General features: G+C 44.1%; 20 protein-coding genes. 4 read left to right on the top strand and 16 right to left on the bottom strand.

Going from position 1 to position 19,598, the window contains the following annotated elements:
• Nucleotides 1-312: 312 nt before the first annotated feature.
• The gene (acnA, locus tag CSV70_RS09505) at nt 313-3,027 is read right to left on the bottom strand and encodes an aconitate hydratase AcnA (RefSeq protein WP_099627608.1); all 2,715 of its coding nucleotides are present in this window, start codon (nt 3,025-3,027) and stop codon (nt 313-315) included.
• A gap of 367 nt (nt 3,028-3,394) precedes the next feature.
• Here acnA and CSV70_RS09500 point away from each other — a divergent pair, with 367 nt between their 5' ends.
• Nucleotides 3,395-3,943, top strand: a complete 549-nt coding sequence (locus tag CSV70_RS09500) for a cysteine hydrolase family protein (RefSeq protein WP_085130671.1) — start codon at nt 3,395-3,397, stop codon at nt 3,941-3,943.
• 132 nt (nt 3,944-4,075) lie between these two features.
• On the top strand, nt 4,076-4,330 hold the full coding sequence (locus tag CSV70_RS09495; RefSeq protein ID WP_085130669.1) for a GlsB/YeaQ/YmgE family stress response membrane protein: 255 nt from the start codon (nt 4,076-4,078) through the stop codon (nt 4,328-4,330).
• Between the two features lie 305 nt (nt 4,331-4,635).
• On the opposite strand, the gene CSV70_RS09490 is transcribed toward CSV70_RS09495, so the two are convergent.
• The 5 genes from CSV70_RS09490 to CSV70_RS09470 all read right to left on the bottom strand — a co-directional run bounded on the left by CSV70_RS09490 (nt 4,636) and on the right by CSV70_RS09470 (nt 6,717).
• Entirely contained in the window at nt 4,636-5,319 is a 684-nt protein-coding gene (locus tag CSV70_RS09490) for a lytic transglycosylase domain-containing protein (protein WP_085130667.1), read from the bottom strand.
• Between the two features lie 20 nt (nt 5,320-5,339).
• Nucleotides 5,340-5,930, bottom strand: coding sequence for an SCO family protein (locus CSV70_RS09485; protein ID WP_085130665.1), 591 nt, complete (start codon nt 5,928-5,930; stop codon nt 5,340-5,342).
• 119 nt (nt 5,931-6,049) lie between these two features.
• The gene (locus tag CSV70_RS09480) at nt 6,050-6,178 is read right to left on the bottom strand and encodes a YvrJ family protein (RefSeq protein ID WP_081241957.1); all 129 of its coding nucleotides are present in this window, start codon (nt 6,176-6,178) and stop codon (nt 6,050-6,052) included.
• A gap of 75 nt (nt 6,179-6,253) precedes the next feature.
• Nucleotides 6,254-6,472, bottom strand: coding sequence for a DUF2922 domain-containing protein (locus CSV70_RS09475; protein ID WP_085130663.1), 219 nt, complete (start codon nt 6,470-6,472; stop codon nt 6,254-6,256).
• 23 nt (nt 6,473-6,495) lie between these two features.
• Nucleotides 6,496-6,717 (bottom strand): DUF1659 domain-containing protein, encoded by a 222-nt coding sequence (locus CSV70_RS09470; RefSeq protein WP_085130661.1) that lies wholly within the window; start codon nt 6,715-6,717, stop codon nt 6,496-6,498.
• 133 nt (nt 6,718-6,850) lie between these two features.
• Between CSV70_RS09470 and CSV70_RS09465 the strand changes: the two genes are divergently transcribed.
• Nucleotides 6,851-7,261: a DUF2621 domain-containing protein gene (locus tag CSV70_RS09465; protein ID WP_085133516.1), complete on the top strand. Its 411-nt coding sequence runs from the start codon at nt 6,851-6,853 to the stop codon at nt 7,259-7,261.
• A gap of 992 nt (nt 7,262-8,253) precedes the next feature.
• On the opposite strand, the gene CSV70_RS09460 is transcribed toward CSV70_RS09465, so the two are convergent.
• The 8 genes from CSV70_RS09460 to CSV70_RS09425 form a co-directional block, all read right to left on the bottom strand.
• Nucleotides 8,254-8,787, bottom strand: a complete 534-nt coding sequence (locus tag CSV70_RS09460; RefSeq protein ID WP_085130658.1) for a CcdC family protein — start codon at nt 8,785-8,787, stop codon at nt 8,254-8,256.
• Nucleotides 8,780-9,109 carry a thioredoxin family protein gene (locus CSV70_RS09455; RefSeq protein WP_085130656.1) on the bottom strand — a complete coding sequence of 110 codons (330 nt, stop codon included), beginning with the start codon at nt 9,107-9,109 and terminating at the stop codon, nt 8,780-8,782. The genes CSV70_RS09460 and CSV70_RS09455 overlap by 8 nt, the downstream gene beginning before the upstream one ends.
• A 31-nt stretch (nt 9,110-9,140) precedes the next feature.
• Nucleotides 9,141-9,851 carry a cytochrome c biogenesis CcdA family protein gene (locus CSV70_RS09450; RefSeq protein WP_085130654.1) on the bottom strand — a complete coding sequence of 237 codons (711 nt, stop codon included), beginning with the start codon at nt 9,849-9,851 and terminating at the stop codon, nt 9,141-9,143.
• 130 nt (nt 9,852-9,981) lie between these two features.
• Complete coding sequence (locus CSV70_RS09445) at nt 9,982-11,754, bottom strand: ABC transporter ATP-binding protein (protein WP_099628893.1); 1,773 nt, start codon at nt 11,752-11,754, stop codon at nt 9,982-9,984.
• Nucleotides 11,747-13,507, bottom strand: a complete 1,761-nt coding sequence (locus CSV70_RS09440) for an ABC transporter ATP-binding protein (protein ID WP_085130650.1) — start codon at nt 13,505-13,507, stop codon at nt 11,747-11,749. Before CSV70_RS09440 ends, CSV70_RS09445 begins: the two co-directional genes overlap by 8 nt.
• Nucleotides 13,508-13,680: 173 nt before the next feature.
• Nucleotides 13,681-14,931 carry a Y-family DNA polymerase gene (locus CSV70_RS09435; protein WP_099627612.1) on the bottom strand — a complete coding sequence of 417 codons (1,251 nt, stop codon included), beginning with the start codon at nt 14,929-14,931 and terminating at the stop codon, nt 13,681-13,683.
• Between the two features lie 201 nt (nt 14,932-15,132).
• Nucleotides 15,133-15,546, bottom strand: a complete 414-nt coding sequence (locus CSV70_RS09430; protein WP_099627613.1) for a pyridoxamine 5'-phosphate oxidase family protein — start codon at nt 15,544-15,546, stop codon at nt 15,133-15,135.
• Between the two features lie 80 nt (nt 15,547-15,626).
• On the bottom strand, nt 15,627-16,379 hold the full coding sequence (locus CSV70_RS09425; RefSeq protein ID WP_099627614.1) for a DUF2087 domain-containing protein: 753 nt from the start codon (nt 16,377-16,379) through the stop codon (nt 15,627-15,629).
• A 214-nt stretch (nt 16,380-16,593) separates the two neighbouring features.
• Between CSV70_RS09425 and CSV70_RS09420 the strand changes: the two genes are divergently transcribed.
• The gene (locus tag CSV70_RS09420; RefSeq protein ID WP_233191795.1) at nt 16,594-17,376 is read left to right on the top strand and encodes an NRDE family protein; all 783 of its coding nucleotides are present in this window, start codon (nt 16,594-16,596) and stop codon (nt 17,374-17,376) included.
• 135 nt (nt 17,377-17,511) lie between these two features.
• Here CSV70_RS09420 and CSV70_RS09415 read toward each other — a convergent pair whose 3' ends face one another.
• Both CSV70_RS09415 and CSV70_RS09410 read right to left on the bottom strand, forming a co-directional pair.
• A complete protein-coding gene (locus CSV70_RS09415; protein ID WP_199171610.1) occupies nt 17,512-17,883 on the bottom strand; it encodes a helix-turn-helix transcriptional regulator in 372 nt (123 codons plus the stop codon).
• 214 nt (nt 17,884-18,097) lie between these two features.
• Entirely contained in the window at nt 18,098-19,552 is a 1,455-nt protein-coding gene (locus CSV70_RS09410; RefSeq protein ID WP_085130638.1) for a carbon starvation CstA family protein, read from the bottom strand.
• Nucleotides 19,553-19,598 lie beyond the last annotated feature (46 nt).

Genomic DNA, 19,598 nt, shown 5'->3' with positions numbered 1-19,598 from the left:
TCATGTCTAGTATAACGAACGAGAAAGTGGATTGCTTGTGATAGACATTATGACGGGCTGGAAAATGTAGGTGGAGACGCGCGGCTATGAGCGGTTATGGCTTGCGTATGAGCGGATACAGACTGTGATAGAGCGGTCGCCTCGTCTCATAGAGCGCTTCGCAGCGACCATAGAGCGGATACGCATGAACTATGAGCGCTTCTTCGAATTAATGAGCGTCCACGCGATGGTTTTCACTATATACTCGCTATTCAATCTGTAAAACGCAAAAAAAGATGCTCGGCTAAGCCGAGCACCTTTACTTATTCCCTATTACTTTGCTGCTAATTTATTACGTAGAACCATTTGAAGGATTCCGCCGTGACGGTAGTAGTCCACTTCAACTTCAGAGTCGAAACGAGCTAGTACTTCAAATTCAGTTTCCTTGCCGTCTGGAGCTTTCGCTGTAACTTTAAGGATTGAACGTGGTTTTACGCCTTCAGCGATATTCACACAGATTTCTTCTTCACCAGTTAAGCCTAGAGATTCAACGTTTTCCCCATTGATGAATTGAAGTGGAAGTACACCCATCATCACTAGGTTAGAACGGTGAATACGCTCGAAGCTTTCTACGATAACTGTTTTGATGCCAAGCAAGTTTGTACCTTTTGCTGCCCAGTCACGTGAAGAACCCATTCCGTAGTCTTTACCACCAAGGATAGCTAGACCTGTACCGTCTTCTTGATACTTCATCGCTGCATCATAGATCGGCATAACTTCTTTGTTTGGCCAGTACGTAGTGAATCCACCTTCAGTGCCCGCTGCGATTTGGTTACGAATACGAATGTTCGCAAACGTTCCGCGCATCATGACTTCGTGGTTACCACGACGTGAACCGTACGAGTTAAAGTTACGTGGCTCTACGCCATTTTCACGTAAGTAGAGTCCAGCAGGTGTGTTCAAACCGATAGCTCCAGCAGGTGAAATATGGTCAGTCGTGATTGAATCACCGAACTTACCGATTACACGCAAGCCTTTAAGCTGCTCGATATCCGCTGGTTCTTTCGAAAGATTTTCGAAGAACGGTGGGTTTTGGATATATGTTGAAGACTCATCGAAATCGTATAGTGAATCGTCAGTCGTTTCAATTGCATTCCATGCTTCGTTTTCAGTGAATACGCGCGCATATTCTTTACGGAACAATTCAGGTGTAACCGTAGCATTCAATACATCGTTCACTTCTTGTGTAGAAGGCCAGATGTCTTTGAAGAATACGTCGTTACCATCTTTGTCAGTTCCGATTGGATCTTTCGCAAAGTCAATGTTCACTGTTCCAGCTAGTGCGTATGCCACAACTAGTGGAGGTGATGCCAAGTAGTTCGCTTTAACAAATGGGTGTACGCGGCCTTCAAAGTTACGGTTACCTGAAAGGACAGATGTAACTAGAAGATCTTCATCACCGATTGTTTTTTCGATCTCTGGAAGCAATGGACCCGAGTTACCGATACAAGTCGTACATCCGTAACCTACTGTGTTGAATCCAATTTGATCCATGTAAGCAGATAGACCTGATTCGTTCAAGTAGCCAGTAACAACTTTTGAACCTGGTGCCAATGAAGTTTTAACGTACGCAGGTGGTGTAAGTCCTTTTTCAACAGCTTTCTTCGCAACCAATCCAGCCGCTAACATAACGTAAGGGTTAGATGTGTTTGTACAAGAAGTGATAGCTGCGATGGCAACGTCACCTGTTTTAAGATCCACTTTGCGTCCGTCTTCGAACTTAATTGTGCCTTTTTTCTCAAGCTCTTTTGGTGTTAAGCCAAAGCCTTGTGTTCCTTCTGGAGCTACAACTGCGTCTTTGAACGACTGTTGCATTTCTGTCAATGGAATCAAGTCTTGTGGGCGTTTAGGACCTGATAGGTTTGCAGCGATATCGCTAAGGTTGATTTCTACAACTTTAGTGAATGTCGGCTCTTCCTTTTCAGGAGTGAAGAACATATCGTTTTCGATCAAGTATTGCTTAACTACTGCAATGTGCTCTTCGTCGCGGCCTGTTAAGCGCATATAGTTAAGTGACTCTTCGTCAACCGGGAAGAATCCACAAGTAGCACCATATTCAGGCGCCATGTTTGCGATTGTCGCACGGTCAGCTAGTGGCAATTTTGAAACGCCAGGGCCGAAGAACTCAACGAATTTACCTACAACACCTTGTGCACGAAGGATTTGAGTTACTTTAAGCGCTAAGTCAGTTGCAGTTGTTCCGTCTGGAAGATCTCCAACTAATTTCACACCGATAACTTCTGGAATTGGGAAGTATGACGGTTGTCCAAGCATTCCTGCTTCCGCTTCGATACCACCAACGCCCCATCCAAGTACGCCGATACCGTTGATCATAGTTGTATGGGAGTCCGTTCCAACCAATGTATCTGGGTATGTTTCGAATGATCCATCTTCGTTTTCAACCGCGTGAACAACGTTAGCTAGATATTCAAGGTTTACTTGGTGAACGATACCAGTTGCAGGTGGTACTGCACGGTAGTTATCATATGCTTTTTGTGCCCAGCTCAAGAACTGGTAACGCTCAGCATTGCGTTCGAATTCAAGTTCCATATTTTTTTGTAGCGCTTGTGGCGTACCATAGCTATCTACTTGTACCGAGTGGTCAATGACTAGATCCACTGGAATTTCAGGGTTGATCTCGTTTGGATCTCCACCTAGTTCGTTCATTGCAGAACGCAATGAAGCCAAGTCCACTACAACAGGAACTCCTGTGAAGTCTTGTAGGATGACACGTGAAGGTTTGAATGGAACTTCAGCGTCTGCGTTTTGTACAGTGCCCCATTTAGCTAAATCTTCTACATGGTCGTCCTTGATCACGTATCCGTCATGTTGACGAAGTACTGATTCTAGTAATACTCTTACGGAATAAGGAAGTTTCGATACTTTTGTTAGTCCTGCTTCTTCTAAAGCTTTCAAACGGTAGTAGTTATACGTCTTGTCGTTTACTTTGAAAGACTGACGGCTATTATGCAAGTTGCTTTTTGCCATTTTGTGTTTCCTCCCTTTATGTACTGAAAGACGAAAAGATTCCATCTTTCCTCTACTCCATCTTAGTATAGCAAAGAACAATAGTAAAATACATATACATTATAGGTATACATAAGAAAAGCTTATGACTAATCGAAATATCGTTAAGAATTCTCAATTAGTCGTTTACATTCTCAAATAGCGTCACTTTCTCTCGTGAAAACGTCGTTTATGACATTTACTGTATATCTTTTCGAAAAAGATATACAGTGTTGTTTAAAATATTTTATAGTGAAATTATGGTGGGGAATGAATTCGGGTATGTCTTTACATATGTTTAGACACTAAGCCGCCACTATGAGAAAATAAAGAAAAGGAGAGGTTCTTTATGAAGAAAGCATTACTCGTTGTAGACTATACAGTAGATTTTGTAGCTAGGGACGGTGCATTAACTTGCGGCGAACCAGGTATCGCGCTTGAGGAGTATATTGTAGATCAGACAGCAGATTTTGTAAAACAGCAATTGCCGGTGTTTGTCATCAACGACCTGCATGAAAAAAATGATCCGTATCATCCGGAAAGCAAGCTATTCCCTGCTCACAATATTCGCGGTACAGAAGGCAGAAATCTTTATGGGAAACTGCACGATTTCTATACCGAACATAAACAGCAAATTATTTGGATGGATAAAACACGCTACAGTGCATTCGCCGGAACAGATCTCGATATCCAATTGCGTGCACGCGGAATTACAGAAATCCATCTTATGGGTGTATGTACGGATATTTGCATTTTACATACTGCAGTCGACGCGTACAACCTCGGCTACTCCATTATCGTTCACGAAAGTGGCGTCGCAAGTTTCAACGCTGCAGGCCATGACTGGGCTCTTTCCCACTTCCAAAACACATTGGGCGCAACCGTTATAGCCAACTAAAACGAATCGAAAGTTCAGCAGTTTTATTACTGTCTGAACTTTTTTTATCGAAAAATGTTTGAGGTATTAAAAAGATGGTAATACCAATACTAAGCGAGAGCTACATAACATAATGAAAAGGAGATGAGCAACATGAGCTTTTTATGGTTCTTAATTATCGGAGGTATCATTGGTTGGCTAGCTGGACTTATTTTAGGTAAAGATATTCCCGGCGGTATTATCGGTAACATCATTGCAGGTATTGTAGGTGCATGGATCGGTGGTGCACTATTAGGAGAATGGGGTCCACAGATCTCTAGTTTCTATTTCCTACCTGCGTTAATCGGTGCGGTTGTACTTGTATTTATTGTTAGCTTGATTATGAAGAGTATGCGTAAAGCTGCGTAATACTAAACATCTAAACGTGAAGTTGCCCATTTGAGGCGCTTCACGTTTTTTATTTTGTAAATGAAGTAAATTCGCTCATTGATTTGTCTAAGCGCTCATAGTTCATCGGTATCCGCTCTATGGCCGTCGCGAAGCGCTCTATACTTGTTGGTAACCGCTCTATCATGGTTCGTAACCGCTCATTACTTTACGTAAAGCGCTCTAACGCGACTTGCAACCGCTCTATCGCCCCACTTTTTGAACTACCTACCAACTTATAGAAACTAAAAAAACGCAGAGCCACCAAACTCGGTGGACTCTACGTTTTATTTCTTCACTTGCTTCTCTGATGCTATGCGTTGCTCTTCGAACTCATTGTAGTACCACAATACATCTTCTACATACTGATCGCTATGATTATAAGTGAAAACGGCCTTTTGTATATCCCCGTCCGCTGCACCACTATCCGACAGATAATGAGCGGCACTGAAGATGGCGTCTTCCATATCAAATGGATCCGCTATTCCGTCACCGTTCGCATCGACACCGTAACCACCGTATTGCTTGATCACTGCAGGGTCAATCTTGTCGCGCTCAGGAATGTCTCCTTTGCCTAACTCCTTACAACCGGGATAATCCCAGCCAACGAAGGTGCACGGCATGAACTGCATCGGCCCTTCCGCTCCAACAGGCGAAACATCGGTTTTCATTGTAGAGAACCTGGTCTCAATGCGGTGATGCGCTGCAAGCAATGTCCAAGGAATATTGTATTCTTTTGCTGCTTCAATATAGATTGGAATAAATTCCTGTGGGATGGCTTCTCCCGTTTTACGGTCTTGAATATGAAATAACGATGTAGCCGTTTCTGCGATCGTGTCGTGTTTTCCGAAATTCACCCAAAGAATGGCGGAAATCGTAAAGAGTGTGACAGCAACAGGTACTAATAAAACCAAAAAAGCGACCATAACTCGTCCCGATCGACTGAGCCTCTTTTTCTTTAATTTCTTCATTGCCTCACCCCTTCTGTTGATTACTTGCCTTCTTTGATGAGTGCTTTCATGTCTTTGACGATTGTATCATATTGCACATCTTCGTTCCCACCGTATAATTTTACCACTTCATTGTTCTGGTTCACCAAGCCAAATGAAACACCATGGAGCACTTGATCATCGTTAGGGATTTGCTTCACTAATTGTTTAAATGATGAAGCGGCTAATTTTTCAATAGTCTCCATATCGTAACCTGTCAGCATCTGCCATTTGCTTTCGTCCGGCGCGCTGAACAGGTCGAGATACTTCCCGAGTTCTTCCGGTGTATCCACGTCGGGGTCTACACTGAATGACACAATATTGTAATCCTCGATGTTATTGTCAATCAATTTTTCCTGCAACGTGACCATATTGTGCATCATTGGTGGACAAACGGTTGTACAATTCGTGAATACAAACTGTGCCAGCCATACAGAGCCTTTCAAGTCTTCATCGGTTACGGTTTCATTGTTCTGGTTGGTAAATTCAAATGAATCCACTTTATATTTATGATCTGGCTTAAACTCCCCACCACACGCACTCAACATCAGCACGAATAGAAGTGTCAATGGTACCAAAAGCTTTTTATACATATTCGATTCCTCCACCTTTTACTAGTCACTTTATCATAACGAAAGTTCACAAGGCATACAAGGTGAAGGCGTCCTCCATTTTGGCTAAATCTTGTCGGAATCATGAAGTTCCTATGAAGTCATCTGTTTTTGATGTCCGAGAGAACGCCATGAATCGCTTCAAGCTTCACTTCCAAACGATGCAGTAGATAAAACGATACGAAAATCGGAAATCCGACATCTTGTATGAGCTGTAGCCAGTGTTCCATTGTTCACTCCTCCTCTCCCTCTAGCATTCGATGAAAAAGCCGGCTTCCAGTACGTGACTGAAAACCGGCTGCAACTTATCGACTGACGATGTTTCGTGTATCCCGCGCAACGATTCGTGCACTTTTGATCGTGGCGAGTGGAGATTCTTCGATGCGGAAAATATTACTTGCGATCACTTGCTGCATAACCGCTTCCACTTGACCTTGCGTAATGTCTTCATCCGGTTCGTCTACCGTTAATGTAACCGGCTTATTCGCCGCCGTTAAAAATGTTAATTCCAATACTTTTGCCATATGCGCTCTCCTCCTGTACGATTTTAGTTATGAAGATCTTCTGTTACGACTTTCTCGATCTGAATTAATGGGTAGCTCGATAATGAAGCAAGTTGTGTCAAAGCCGTGTACATATTTGCGGGTGTTGCGTCGTCATTGATGAATTTGTACGTTTTAATCTTGCGAATCAAGTGACCTTTCTCGTTAACACCTGCATTAAAGTGGATCTTCGCCGTAGCTTGACTGAATTCTAGTGTTGCTGCCATGTGTATCACCTCCTTTCATCCGCTATATAGACGAAAAAAGCGAAAAGGATACTTTGTTAGTGAAATATTTTTCAATTGCTTTTATAATGAAGGGTAGAATGGAAGAGGTGAAAAAACCGTGCCAGACCTATTTATGTGGTTTATTATATTTTGGGGTATTGTGATGATCGGCTTATTCGCTATCGGTGGATTCTTCATGTTCCGGAAGTTCCTAAAAGTATTGCCGAAAGAAGACGGAAAATCGACGCTGGATTGGGAAGAGCATTATGTCAACGAGTCGTTGCATTTATGGAATGACGAAGCGAAAAGCATGCTCAACGAACTAGTTACGCCCGTGCCGGAATTGTTCCGCGACGTGGCGAAGCAGAAGATCGGTGCCAAGATCGGTGAGATTGCGTTAGAAGACCGTGCCAAAACTATTGAATTTGATCATATTATCAAGGGATATATTCTTGCTACGCCAAAGCGCGACCATAACTTCTTGCGTAAGAAGCTCAAGCAAATGGAAATTGATATTCAGCCATATGAGCATTTGTTTACGTAACTAAGAAACAGGATGTCCCTATTGATGGGGCATCCTGTTTTTGTGTGGTTTTAAGTATTTCGTTCAAGTTCATAAGTTCAGTGAGTTAAGGGGATACGTCATGGGATGGAAGCTCTAGCTGGCGGACGCTTTCCTATGGGCTCGCGGTGAGCCAACCAGGTCGCGTTGCTCGCTTTTGGTTGTCTCACCTGATCGAGCTGATCCATCAGGAAGAGCCGTAACGAAGAACGGCTTTTGCGAGTAAAAGCGAAGCGTTAGGAGCACATCTTTGCACTCGCCGCCAGCTTCCGCTTCCATCCTTACTTAAAAGTAGGTTGAAATTAGATCACACACTGGCTAGAGTAAGTGATCCATTGTGTTCATTGAACTTTGTTAAGTTCAAGTTCATTAGTTCAGTGAATCACGGTCTAGGGCTTGAGATTTCCACTCCAGGTGGGAGACGCTTTCTGGAGGGCGCGGCCCGAGCCAAGTGAACAGCGAAGGGTTCGCTTTGCCGTATTTCTGTGTACTTTGCAGAAATTAAGGCATCTGTCCGGGTTCTCGAACTCGCGCTGATCCTCCCAGAGTCGCCCCCAGCTTTCGTGGAAATCCTACGTAGAAAGTGAAATGAGGTGGATCATTCACTAGCGATAGTATGTGAATGATTGTGATCTTTGAACGTAGTGAAGTTCAAGTTCAATTCTAGTTGTAACTACTAGATTGATTACAATAATAGCTTCAATGCACAACAAGAATGTCTCTCACTCGCATTGCAAAGGATTGGAGCGAGAGCCGTTGCGAAGTACGGCTTTTGCGAGCATAAGCGAAGCGTTGGGAGCACATCTTTGCACTAGGAGCGGCGACTCTGGGAGGATCAGGTCGACAGGTGAGACCACTAAAGGAACGCAGTGACTAGGGGGCTCACCGCGACCCCTCCAGAACGCGTCCGCCTAGAGCGCAAACCCCTCACGTAGTCCCTTGCCTTTCATTTCTCATCATAAAAAAAGAAGCCGTCACAAGGACGACTTCTTCCCTACTATACTCTTCTCAAGCATCTTATACTTCACCAGCATCCCAATCCGCCACGGCAAGATCATCGAAAATGCAAGGATGAAGAACATGCCGCCGAGCTCACCAATGTCAATTGTGTTACTCAGCACGATCTTGCCGACCATGCGAATCACCAGCAACCCGAGCAAGATAAGTAAAAACGCCTTCGACTTCTTCAAATAAATTCCGTCATCCTTGATCTCGAATTTCGTTGTATAAATCAAAAACACGGAAAATATCAAGCCGACCAAACTGGCTTCTACCACTTGCATCCAAGGCACTTGGAACTCGTCGAACAAGAACATCAACATCCCTGTCGACATGAACAATGGCGGTAAGATAATCTTCTTCGCCTGAATCGGCTTATTCGACGCCTTCGCTCGCATCGTGTAGACAAATGTTGTCATCACGACGAAGATCACCGTCGAACCGATGATCAAGTAAATGGAAGGAATACTTGTGAAGACATAATCGATCAGTTGTTGTATCTTATGCATCTACGTTCCCCCACTGCACTAGCTCATCGAGGCGTTTCTTTAGATCATTCATTGGAACAATCCGTGCAAAACGCGTCCATTCTTTCTGTTCGTTAAATAATAAGACGACCGGTGCAGTAAAGAGTGACAATTGTCCAGCTAGTTCCGGAACTTCCGCTGCGTTCACACGGTAGAAGTCAAACGGATAATCGCTTTCGAGTACCGCCACTTGCGGATACAGTCCTTCGCAGACGGAGCAATTATTCGTCTTTACAAACAACAGAAACTGCGGTGTCTCATTCAATACATGCTGCCACTCGTCAAAAGAAGTAATTTCTTTCATCCTACACCTCTTTTCTGCTTACCAGCTTACATTAAAAGCCTTGGAAGTCGCCAAAGATCGGGCTAAGCCAACTTGTGAAATAGACCATTCCGTTAAAGAATAGAATAATACCGAACACGATCATCAAGTAGCCGCCTACTTTCGTAATCTTCATACTGTGTTTGCGGATCCAGCCAATTCTTGTGATGAAGAATGACAAGAAGAAGAACGGAATCGCGAAACCAAGTACATAAAGCATCATATACAACATACTCGATGCCGGATTCGTCGCAGCTAGATAAATAATGGCACCGATAATTGGGCCCATACATGGCTGCCATCCAGCGGAAAACGCTAGACCGATCAAGGCCGTGCCAAAGTAACCCGCGGGACGATTTTTAAATTGCAGCTTTTTCTCTTGCATTAAAAATTCTGGTTTAAATAATCCGATTGTCATCAATCCGAAGATGATGATGAATATTGCACCTAGCTGACGTATCAAATCTTGATATTGCAAGAAGATAGATCCGATAAACGATGTACTGAATCCTAAAATAATAAATACAATCGAGAATCCAAGTAAGAAGAACAGCGTGTGCAACATGCCTGAGCGGTTCATTCCTTTTTTCTTATCTCCGAGTTCATCTAATGACATCCCGGTGATATACGATATAAAGGCCGGGTAGAGCGGTAATACGCATGGAGAAATAAAACTCAGGAAACCTGCTCCAAACGCAAAGAAAATATTAACATCCGTCCCCAACAAAATTCCTCCTTTAACAATAGGACAAGTAGAATGTCGGCAAGCGCCAACATTCCCACTCTATCGTAACAAACAAGAGGCTAGATTACGCTTCATTTGATTGTGAAATCTTTTTGACAATCATATAAACTTACCCTTGCGTACCGTTCTGCAATTCATACATCGTGTAGTACAAGCCCTTTTGCGCAAGCAACTCTGCATGTGTCCCACGTTCGACGATTTCGCCGTGGTGGAGTACGAGAATTAATTCGGCATCGGCGATCGTGCTCAGACGGTGAGCAATCGCAATCGTCGTACGGCCTTCGCGCATCTTCTCCAAACTTTTCTGAATCGCAACTTCCGTTTCGGTATCAATATTCGCCGTTGCTTCGTCGAGCACAAGAACTTTCGGGTTCATGGCAATGGTCCGGGCGAAAGCGATCAACTGACGCTGTCCACTGGATAATGTCGACCCGCGTTCTGTCACTTTCTGCTCGTAGCCGTTCGGCAACTCTTCAATAAATTGATCGGCTTGGACGAACTTTGCCGCTTCCCGCACATCTTCATCGGTCAACTCTTCGTTATGCAGACGGATGTTGCTTGCGATATCCCCGTAAAACATGAACGGATCTTGCAAGACGAGTCCTACTTTCTTCCGCAATTCTTCTATTGGATACTCTTTTAGCGATACCCCATCAATGAAGATGTCGCCACGCTCGTATTCATAGAAACGCATGAATAGATTGATGATCGAACTCTTTCCGCTTCCCGTATGACCGACAAGTGCGACCGTTTCGCCTGCATTCGCCGTAAAGGAAATATTTTTGAGTACGTCATTTTTTCCATCGTAACTAAACGTCACATCACGGAATTCAATCGTACCTTCTTTAATTTGCTGAGTAGAAACTGCTTTTTGTTTCGGTTCAATTTCTGGATTATCGATTAACGCGAATACTCGCGACGCAGAGACGATCGCTTGCTGGAACATCGACAAACGTTGCATCACTTGATTGATCGGTTGGAATAGACGTCTCAGCAGCGTAGTGAACGCATAAATAATCCCGACATCCACGACCGACGTAAACGATGCCGTTCCGAAATAGCTAAGTACCGCAACGATGGATCCGGCATACAACAAATCGATAAATGGCCCAAGCATCAAGCTGTCGAAACGAATATTTCGTAGCCCAACACGGTAATGCCCTTCATTGACTTCAATGAACTCGTCAGACAAGCGTTTCTCTTGGCGGAAAGCCTGAATCATGCCCATACCAGATAATGACTCGGAGATTTTCGCGTTCAGCTGACTGAGCCGTTCCCGGATATCTTGATAGAAGTCTGCACTGTAATAGCGATAGACCGATACAAGAATGAGGAATAATGGCAACAAGATCAATGTATAGAGCGCGAGTTTCCCGTCCAGCGTGAAGAGCGCAATGTAGACGCCGACAATTCCAAAAATCGCCTGCATGAACGTAACCGCCACACTGACGAACATTTCTTTAATCGATTCCGTATCATTCGTTACACGTGAAACGATTCCGCCAGCAGGTGTCTGATCGAAATACCGTAGTCCAAGTTTTTGGACTTTCGAGAACGCATCGATCCGAATTTGCTGGATGATTGCGAGTGCAAGTTCTTGAAACCGCAATGTTTGGAAATACGACCCGACAATGTTGACGAGTTGTAGTCCGATGTAAATTAGTGCAATGGTCCATACTTCTTTCGCCGGGAAGTTTAGTGGTACGACATAGTCATCGAGGAATCGCTGGATCACTAGTGGTCCAAGAATCGTCGATGTTACCGTCAACAGCAATAATAGAATCGCAATCAGTGCGCTTTTCTTCATCGGCAAGACGTATTTCGCTAGCCGCATGAACGTTTTGAACTGATCTCTGGCGGACATCTTCTGTTTGTTATTCATCTGCGCCGCCTCCTTGCTCTACGATCGACTCTAGCTGTTGCAGATCGTACATTTCTTTATACATTCCGTTTTGTGCGAGTAAACTGTCATGATCGCCAATTTCAACGACTTCCCCTTCATCGAGAACGATAATCTGATGGGCGTGCTGAATGGCACTTAAGCGGTGCGACGTAATAATGGTCGTCTTACCCGTTCTTTCTTCTTTCAATGAACGAAGAATCGCTTCTTCCGTCCGGGCATCTACTGCGGATAATGAATCATCCAACAACAATAGCTCCGGATCCATGAGCAACGCACGTGCAATGGACACACGCTGACGCTGTCCACCAGATAACGATACGCCACGTTCTCCAACCAGCGTTTCATAGCCTTTTTCAAACGTCAGAATATCTTCGTGAATATGCGCGGATTTCGCAGCCGCCACAATTTTCTCCGGATCGATCTTCGGGTTCGTAAAGGCAATATTTTCACCGAGTGTCGTCGAGAACAAGAAATGGTCTTGCGGCACATAACCGATTGCCTGGCGCAAACACTCCTTCTTATAGCGCGTAATTGGAATGCCGCCATACGTAATCGTTCCCGTATACCCTTCGAATTCTCGCATTAACAGCTTGAGAATCGCTGTTTTCCCTGCACCGGTCTTTCCGATCACGCCAAGTGTTTCACCTTGCTTGATCGTAAAGTGTAAATTACGCAGTGATGCCCGCTTGTCGTCTGGGAACTTGAACGTATCGATATCAAAGACGATATCTCCGTGCGGCAATTGACTCACCGCATTCGGACGATCTTGAATTCCCGGCTCAACCGAAAGTAAATCTTGGATTCGGCTGTAGGATGCATTCCCTCGTTCGACAATATTGAATAGGAAACCAATGGCCAGCATCGGCCAGGTTAACAGTCCTAAATAGGAAGTGAACGCGACCAAATCCCCGATCGACAACTCACCTGATAAAATAAAGCGTGTACCGAAATAAAAGGATAAAACATAAGAGATCGCAAAAATTCCCGCAATCGTCGGATCAAACAACGCATCCACTTTCGCAACGCGCATATTCTCCTTGACGACTTGCTCTGAACGCTTCGTGAACGACTCGACATCTTCTTTTTGCTGACCAAATGTCTTCAGCACTTTGATCCCCGAAATACTCTCTTGTGCTTTGTCGTTCAAATCAGAGAATGCTTCCTGTGCCACACGGAATCGATTACGTAATAACCGTCCATAATAACTTGTCAAGATAATCATCACCGGAATCGGTACGAGGGCGATCAGCGTTAACTTCCAACTAATCGAAAACGCCATCATCAAGATGACGAAACCACCTGTCGAAATCGAATCGAAGAGTGTCAGAATGCCTGATCCCGCCGTTTGTTGCACCGCATTGATATCATTTGTCGCGTGTGCCATTAAATCTCCGACACGGCGTCGCTGATAAAATGAAGGTGACATGCGCGTGAAGTGCTTAAACAGACGCTCTCTCATGACCCGTGCAAGGTACACCGATGAGCCGAAAATCATTACGCGCCAAATATAACGCAAGACATACATCAATACACCCGTCACTGCCAGAATAATCATCCAGCGCGTCAGCATCTCCGCGGTTAATTCATCTTTTGCGACCGCATCGACAATATAGCCGATAATTTTCGGCGGTGCCAGTTGCAGTAACGCGACAATCATCAGAGCCGTGATCCCTATGCTGTATTGTTTTTTTCTCTCAGAAAAAAACCAGCGCAAATCCAGTAATACTTTCACTGGCTTTCCTCCTTTGTTCTGCACCACTTCTCTTGCAGTCTTTTTTATAGTGCTTGCTATTTGATTTTAGCAAAACTTTTAGGTTATCGAAAGTTACGGAACTGGGATGTTTCAGTATTTGAAATAAATCCTCTCTATAATAGCGAGATGGTACGACTTGATTCGACTTGTTTTCATTTATAATGTCCGCCAATCAATTGATTCCTTCTATACGCCGTACCCCCTGGCGTAACGGAAACCGCGCGAAGAATAGCAGCTGATCCATACTTCATGCGAATTTCATCCATCACCTGACCGATTTTCTGTTGCTTCCCATTCATCGGTTCGAATAAGCTGAGCTGGAAGCTGTCCTGTTCTTCAAGATTCGACAAGTTGACAGACATATGGCGTACCGGACGCCCGTCATGGAACGTTTCAAACAGCCCCAGGCAAACACGATAAATCGCCATCGTTTCATTCGTCGCTTCCGACAGCGTTTTTTGACGATTGAACCCGCCACCGAGTACGTGCTTTGAATAACCGAACGACAAGGTGATCGTACGCCCTTTCTTTTTCGCAAGCCGCGCGCGCATTGCCGTATCTTCACACATCTCAAGCATTACAGCCAATATTTCGTCAGTCGTCGTATAATCGCGCAACAATGTCTGCCCTTTGCCATAACTCACTTGGCCTTCGATCAACACGGAGCCGAGGTCGGAATAATCGATGCCATGTGCATGATAATACAGTTGATTGCCCATCACACCGAACTTCTTCTCCAAATTTTCAAGCGGCGTATGCGCGAGATCACCGACTGAATACACGCCCATGTCTTCAAGCGTTCGCTCCACTTGCTTGCCGATTCCCCACATTTTACGAAGCGGAGCAACAGGCCATAGCTTCTTCGGCACATCTTCATACGTCCAATGCGCGATCCCCGTTTTCTTCGCTTCGAGATCTAGCGCGAGTTTTGACAACAACATATTCGGTCCGACTCCGCACGCCGAACGCAACTCGAATTGCCGGTACAACTCATCCTGAATGCGGAAAATCAACGCCTCAAGAGGTCCCCATAGTTTTTCCGTGCCCGTAAAGTCGATAAAACTTTCATCGATACTATATACATGGATCGCTTCTTTCGGCACATAGCGGTTCAACAACTTCGTCAATTCCATCGACACATCGATATAAAATTGCATTTTCGGTTCAATTAAACGAATACGTGGGTCGTCCGGAATCTCATACAGACGCATACCTGTCGTAACTCCAAACTGTTTTTTCAGTGGCGGTGAGGCAGCCAATACGACACCGCCTTTTCTCTCCATATCGCCGACAATCGCAATCGGCACTTCCATTACGTCAAGTCCTTCCATGGCCGCGGCACAGCTCGCGTAGAAGCTGCGTATATCCAGACAGGCAATTTTTCTATTCGGTAATGGTTTCATCTGGCATTCACCTCCCAAAAGAACAAGTGTTCTTATGAGTAGTATACCCCCATTTATTGCGCTCAAGCAATGGGAATTCACGGGTTTTGCGCATATTTGTGGATGACTTGCCAACTAGACAAAAATATCCCGAAAATCAGAGTGTGACCTCTCACTTTCGGGATATAGTATTCAGGTATACTTTTATAGTATAGTAATTATTTACAGGGAAATATCTTCGGGTGGTTGGCCTGATTTATTCATCAAACGAATCGCTTCAGGCTCAATTTTTAAAATAACTAGATTTGGATCTTCGGGACCAGTAAACCATGATTTCATATGATCATTCCAAACCTTTTCTTTCAAGCTTTCGTCATCGGAAATCGTCACACGGCCAGAATACTCGACGTATGCGTCACCGAAACCTTCACCTTCATACCCAAGAAGAATATGGGTATACGGATTGTCATCGAGCTCATCTACCTTTTCCGTTTTTCTATTCGTAGGTGTATACAAAGTCAACCCATCACTCATGAACGTCATATACCGGCTATACGGTTTATTGTTGTCCACCGTTGCCATCGTTCCTACCATGCTCTCATTCAAGATTTTCTGTACTGTGTCTTTTGCAGTCATTTACTTCCGCTCCTTTCGCGATTACTCTTAGTCTTCCCACCATCGTCATTTCTAAACCTGAAACGATGCATGTAGGCAACTCACTTCAGCCAATATTGACTACCATTGCGCGTCTGACCGAAATAGCCGTATTCAGTTAAATAATTTCGAAGTGTAATGAAATCTTCATGGACTTCCGAAAGCCGATCATTCATCTCATGCTTACTGTACGAAATATCTCCGTCAAAGCGCTTACTAATTTCCTGGACAATAATTCGCCGCTGTTTTTCCGTCGCGGGTATCTCTTTTAGCTGGCCATCGGTTCCGTCAGGGAAAAACGTGCGCAGGATCGCTTGTTGTTCTTCCTCCGCCATTGAATACTCATCGTGGAATAATTGAGACGCTTTATGTGGCGGAATAAAGGCCTGCGCGTACGACTCACGTTCCTTCAATAACTCCATCATCGCAAGAAACACTTTCGCCTGACGTTCTTTTTCTTTTAACGCAAAGCGATGGTGCCGCACCGTCGTCGCACTGCCAATCTCCAATTCTTCCTGTACATCCTTGTCGCTTTTCCCTTGATAAAATAAGCGCAGCAAATCACCTTGATGATCGGTAATGCCTGACCACTTCTTATCTAGTTCAAGCAAATACGCGAACACCGACTGATGCGAATGTTCGATATGTACATGCATAAATCGCTCCGCTTCATACAATGCATTCTCGTACGGATAAATGACACCTTTTTCGATTTGTTTACCGCACAGCAAACAATCATATGATGTGGATCGTTCTATATATCCTTGCTTTAATTCCGTTAACGAAGCATCCCAGAACGTTTCAGTAAACTCCATATATTCCACACTCCTAATACATTTTTAATCACAACAAACAAATCTTCCATTCGTTTGTTCAATATGTTCTATGATACCCTGTATGCCGTCCGTGTTCAATAGTAAGGCAAACAATATAGCGCTTTGTTTGCACGTTCATTAAAGTCCTTTAAACCAGTCGCCAAATAAAATCGCACATGATACACTATTTTCATACCTATACAAACGGGGTGACATGATGTGTTTACTGGCATTTCAATTGCAAAGCCATCCGAAGTATCAACTGGTTATGATGGCGAACCGAGATGAAGCATATGGACGTCCTACAGCACCAGCAAACTTCTGGAGCGATTATCCAGACATTTTAGCAGGACGTGATCTTGAACAAATGGGCACATGGCTCGGCATCAATACACAAGGAAAAGTCGCTGCATTAACAAATTATCGCGACTTCGCGCTACCGCAAACAGGCAAATTCTCACGCGGTCATATTGTATCTTCCTATCTACAATCCAGTCTATCCGCACATGATTTTATGGAACAACTGCATACACATCGAGAAGATTATGCGGGTTGCAATGTCCTGGTAGGATCCGCTGAAGATATGTTTTACTACTCGAACATCGAGCAATCCATCCAACAACTACCTAACGGCACACATGGACTTAGTAACGCCTTACTTAATACTCCATGGCCGAAAGTGGATAAAACAAAAGCTTTGTTGGCAGAGTACTTGCAACAAACAGAGACGATAGATCGGGATATATTATTTGGCATGATGCAACGAGCGGAACGATTTCCGACTGAACTGCTACCTAATACCGGCGTAGGTGAAGATCTCGAGAGCTTGCTGTCTTCGATATTTATCGCATCAAAAGACTATGGCACACGTTGCACGACTGTACTGACAATAGATCAAGAAAATCATGTGGAATTTGAAGAGCGCACATATGAAAAAGGCGCTTTTATAACGGCTCAAAAATTCTCTTTCCACATCGAAAAACCGGCTCACTCCTAAAAAGAGTACAGCCGGTTTTTTCTGTTTTTCATGCATTATTTTCATATAAAGATTACAACATGTCCATATATTTTTTGAATTCAGCCAAAGCTTTTTCGCGGTCTCCCGTACTAAATAAACGCTTTTGATCAGCTCCTATAATACGATAATGTCCACCCGCCGTATGCTGTTGCAATTTATATTGCTGCCATTGTCCGACCTCCGTCCACCAATTAATAGACGCACTCGCTGCTGTTTCTCTTGAATGAATTTCTTCATGTACAGCCTCTCAGCTAACTCAATCGGATCGTCTCCCATGACCGAGCGCAACAGAGCACTTTCGCGAAATAACGCGCAAACTACTACTGCTGTAGCCCAACCAATTTCTTGACGACCTTTCTCTAACTGTACTAACGTCTTCTTTGAAATGCCTATAATCTCCGCCATTTGATCTTGCGTATAATCCATTTCTGTTCGAATTAACTTCAAGCGGGGCGACACTAAGTCCATGACTGTCTGCTTATTCAACGCTTTATTCCTCCTTTGCACTTAAAGTGTATATTTACACATTTAGTTACTAAAGTTATTTAATTTGTAATAAAACTATCTTTCGTGTATTTTATCTTCATTTGTGTAAAATAACTTTTATCTCTATAAGCAGTGTATCACAACTAGAATAACTAGTTACATCTCCATAGAAAAAACCTGTTGAACCGAAGCTCAACAGGTGGTGTATAGCGTATTAAATCGTGCGAGTAGACTCCCAGTTTGTAATATCTTCTTCTAGCGGGATTTGTGCGGTTCGAGCTTTCACTGCAGCGTTGAAGAACAAGGCTACTAGGAAGATCGAGATGACAGTCGCTCCGATTAAGGAGACATTCATCGGTAAGCCGAATCCAATGGCTGCATTCAGTATATACGTCGTCGTAGCCATCAGCATGAACGTGCCAGGTATGAGTGCAACCCAGTAGTTCTTACCGGCAATGAAGAGATACATGGCACCTACGAATAACGCAATGACGGCAGTGGACTGATTCGCCCAAGAGAAGTAGCGCCATAAGATGTTGAAATCTACTTGAGTTAGTGCAATCGAGATAGCGAACATCGGAAGCGCGATCCATAGACGGCTCATGATTTTTGCTTGCGGGTACTTGATATAGTCCGCGACAATCATGCGTGCACTACGGAATGCTGTGTCGCCTGATGTGATGGGTAAAATGATGACACCGATCACGGCAAGTGTTCCACCGATAGCACCTAGCATCGTGATGGATACTTCACTAACAATAACTGCTGGTCCACCAGCTGCAAGCAATTCATTTAGTGTCACACCGTTGAACAACGCCATACCAGCCGCTGCCCAAATCATCGCGATAATTGCTTCAGCAATCATCATACCGTAGAAAATTTTGCGACCTTGGCTTTCATTCTTCGTTGTCCGGGAAATAATCGGAGACTGTGTCGCATGGAAACCAGAAAGCGCTCCACATGAGATCGTCAAGAATAATAACGGGAAGATCGGAATATTATCTGGATGCAAATTCGCAAATGTCAATTCAGGAATCGGAACACCTTTGATAATCATCATGCCGCCGATACCGACTGCACTGATCACAAGTAGTGCGCCGAAAAGTGGATAGAAACGACCGATGATCTTATCGATCGGTAATAATGTCGCCAAAATATAATAAAGGAAAATAAGTGCAACGATGATTCCCATCGCCATCCAACCATTCATCAGGTTGTACAGCAATCCTGCGGGTGCCGAAACGAATACCGTACCGACTAGGATGAGTAATAATAACGCAAACGCATTGACGATATGTTTCATCGCTTTGCCAAGGAATTTTCCTGCCAGTTCAGGCAAGTGTGCTCCGCGGTTTCGGATCGAGATCATGCCTGTCAAATAATCGTGTACAGCGCCTGCGAAAATCGCACCGACGACAATCCAGATAAATGCGACCGGGCCGTATAACGCGCCCATAATCGGGCCGAAAATCGGGCCAACTCCTGCGATATTTAGTAATTGAATCAATGAGTTCTTGTTCGTGCTCATCGGCACGTAATCGACTCCGTCCGCGCTCGTATACGCTGGCGTAGCTCGCTCTTCCTTGACGCCGAACATGTTGACGATGTACTTACCATACGTAAAGTATCCGACTATTAATAATACGATAGAAAATAGAAATGTAATCATTACTTCTTTCCCTCCTTCATGTTGATAACGCTTACATTAACTATAA

Source organism: Sporosarcina sp. P25, assembly GCF_002743235.1.
GTDB lineage: Bacteria > Bacillota > Bacilli > Bacillales_A > Planococcaceae > Sporosarcina > Sporosarcina ureae_B.
This window is presented reverse-complemented; position numbering and strand designations above follow the sequence as displayed.

What these genes read in the sequence shown, in the direction of transcription:
- acnA (WP_099627608.1), bottom strand. Translation starts at nt 3,027, where the DNA reads ATGGCAAAAAGCAACTTGCATAATAGCCGTCAGTCTTTCAAAGTAAAC.
- CSV70_RS09500 (WP_085130671.1), top strand. Translation starts at nt 3,395, where the DNA reads ATGAAGAAAGCATTACTCGTTGTAGACTATACAGTAGATTTTGTAGCT.
- CSV70_RS09495 (WP_085130669.1), top strand. Translation starts at nt 4,076, where the DNA reads ATGAGCTTTTTATGGTTCTTAATTATCGGAGGTATCATTGGTTGGCTA.
- CSV70_RS09490 (WP_085130667.1), bottom strand. Translation starts at nt 5,319, where the DNA reads ATGAAGAAATTAAAGAAAAAGAGGCTCAGTCGATCGGGACGAGTTATG.
- CSV70_RS09485 (WP_085130665.1), bottom strand. Translation starts at nt 5,930, where the DNA reads ATGTATAAAAAGCTTTTGGTACCATTGACACTTCTATTCGTGCTGATG.
- CSV70_RS09480 (WP_081241957.1), bottom strand. Translation starts at nt 6,178, where the DNA reads ATGGAACACTGGCTACAGCTCATACAAGATGTCGGATTTCCGATTTTC.
- CSV70_RS09475 (WP_085130663.1), bottom strand. Translation starts at nt 6,472, where the DNA reads ATGGCAAAAGTATTGGAATTAACATTTTTAACGGCGGCGAATAAGCCG.
- CSV70_RS09470 (WP_085130661.1), bottom strand. Translation starts at nt 6,717, where the DNA reads ATGGCAGCAACACTAGAATTCAGTCAAGCTACGGCGAAGATCCACTTT.
- CSV70_RS09465 (WP_085133516.1), top strand. Translation starts at nt 6,851, where the DNA reads ATGTGGTTTATTATATTTTGGGGTATTGTGATGATCGGCTTATTCGCT.
- CSV70_RS09460 (WP_085130658.1), bottom strand. Translation starts at nt 8,787, where the DNA reads ATGCATAAGATACAACAACTGATCGATTATGTCTTCACAAGTATTCCT.
- CSV70_RS09455 (WP_085130656.1), bottom strand. Translation starts at nt 9,109, where the DNA reads ATGAAAGAAATTACTTCTTTTGACGAGTGGCAGCATGTATTGAATGAG.
- CSV70_RS09445 (WP_099628893.1), bottom strand. Translation starts at nt 11,754, where the DNA reads ATGAATAACAAACAGAAGATGTCCGCCAGAGATCAGTTCAAAACGTTC.
- CSV70_RS09435 (WP_099627612.1), bottom strand. Translation starts at nt 14,931, where the DNA reads ATGAAACCATTACCGAATAGAAAAATTGCCTGTCTGGATATACGCAGC.
- CSV70_RS09430 (WP_099627613.1), bottom strand. Translation starts at nt 15,546, where the DNA reads ATGACTGCAAAAGACACAGTACAGAAAATCTTGAATGAGAGCATGGTA.
- CSV70_RS09425 (WP_099627614.1), bottom strand. Translation starts at nt 16,379, where the DNA reads ATGGAGTTTACTGAAACGTTCTGGGATGCTTCGTTAACGGAATTAAAG.
- CSV70_RS09420 (WP_233191795.1), top strand. Translation starts at nt 16,594, where the DNA reads ATGATGTGTTTACTGGCATTTCAATTGCAAAGCCATCCGAAGTATCAA.
- CSV70_RS09410 (WP_085130638.1), bottom strand. Translation starts at nt 19,552, where the DNA reads ATGATTACATTTCTATTTTCTATCGTATTATTAATAGTCGGATACTTT.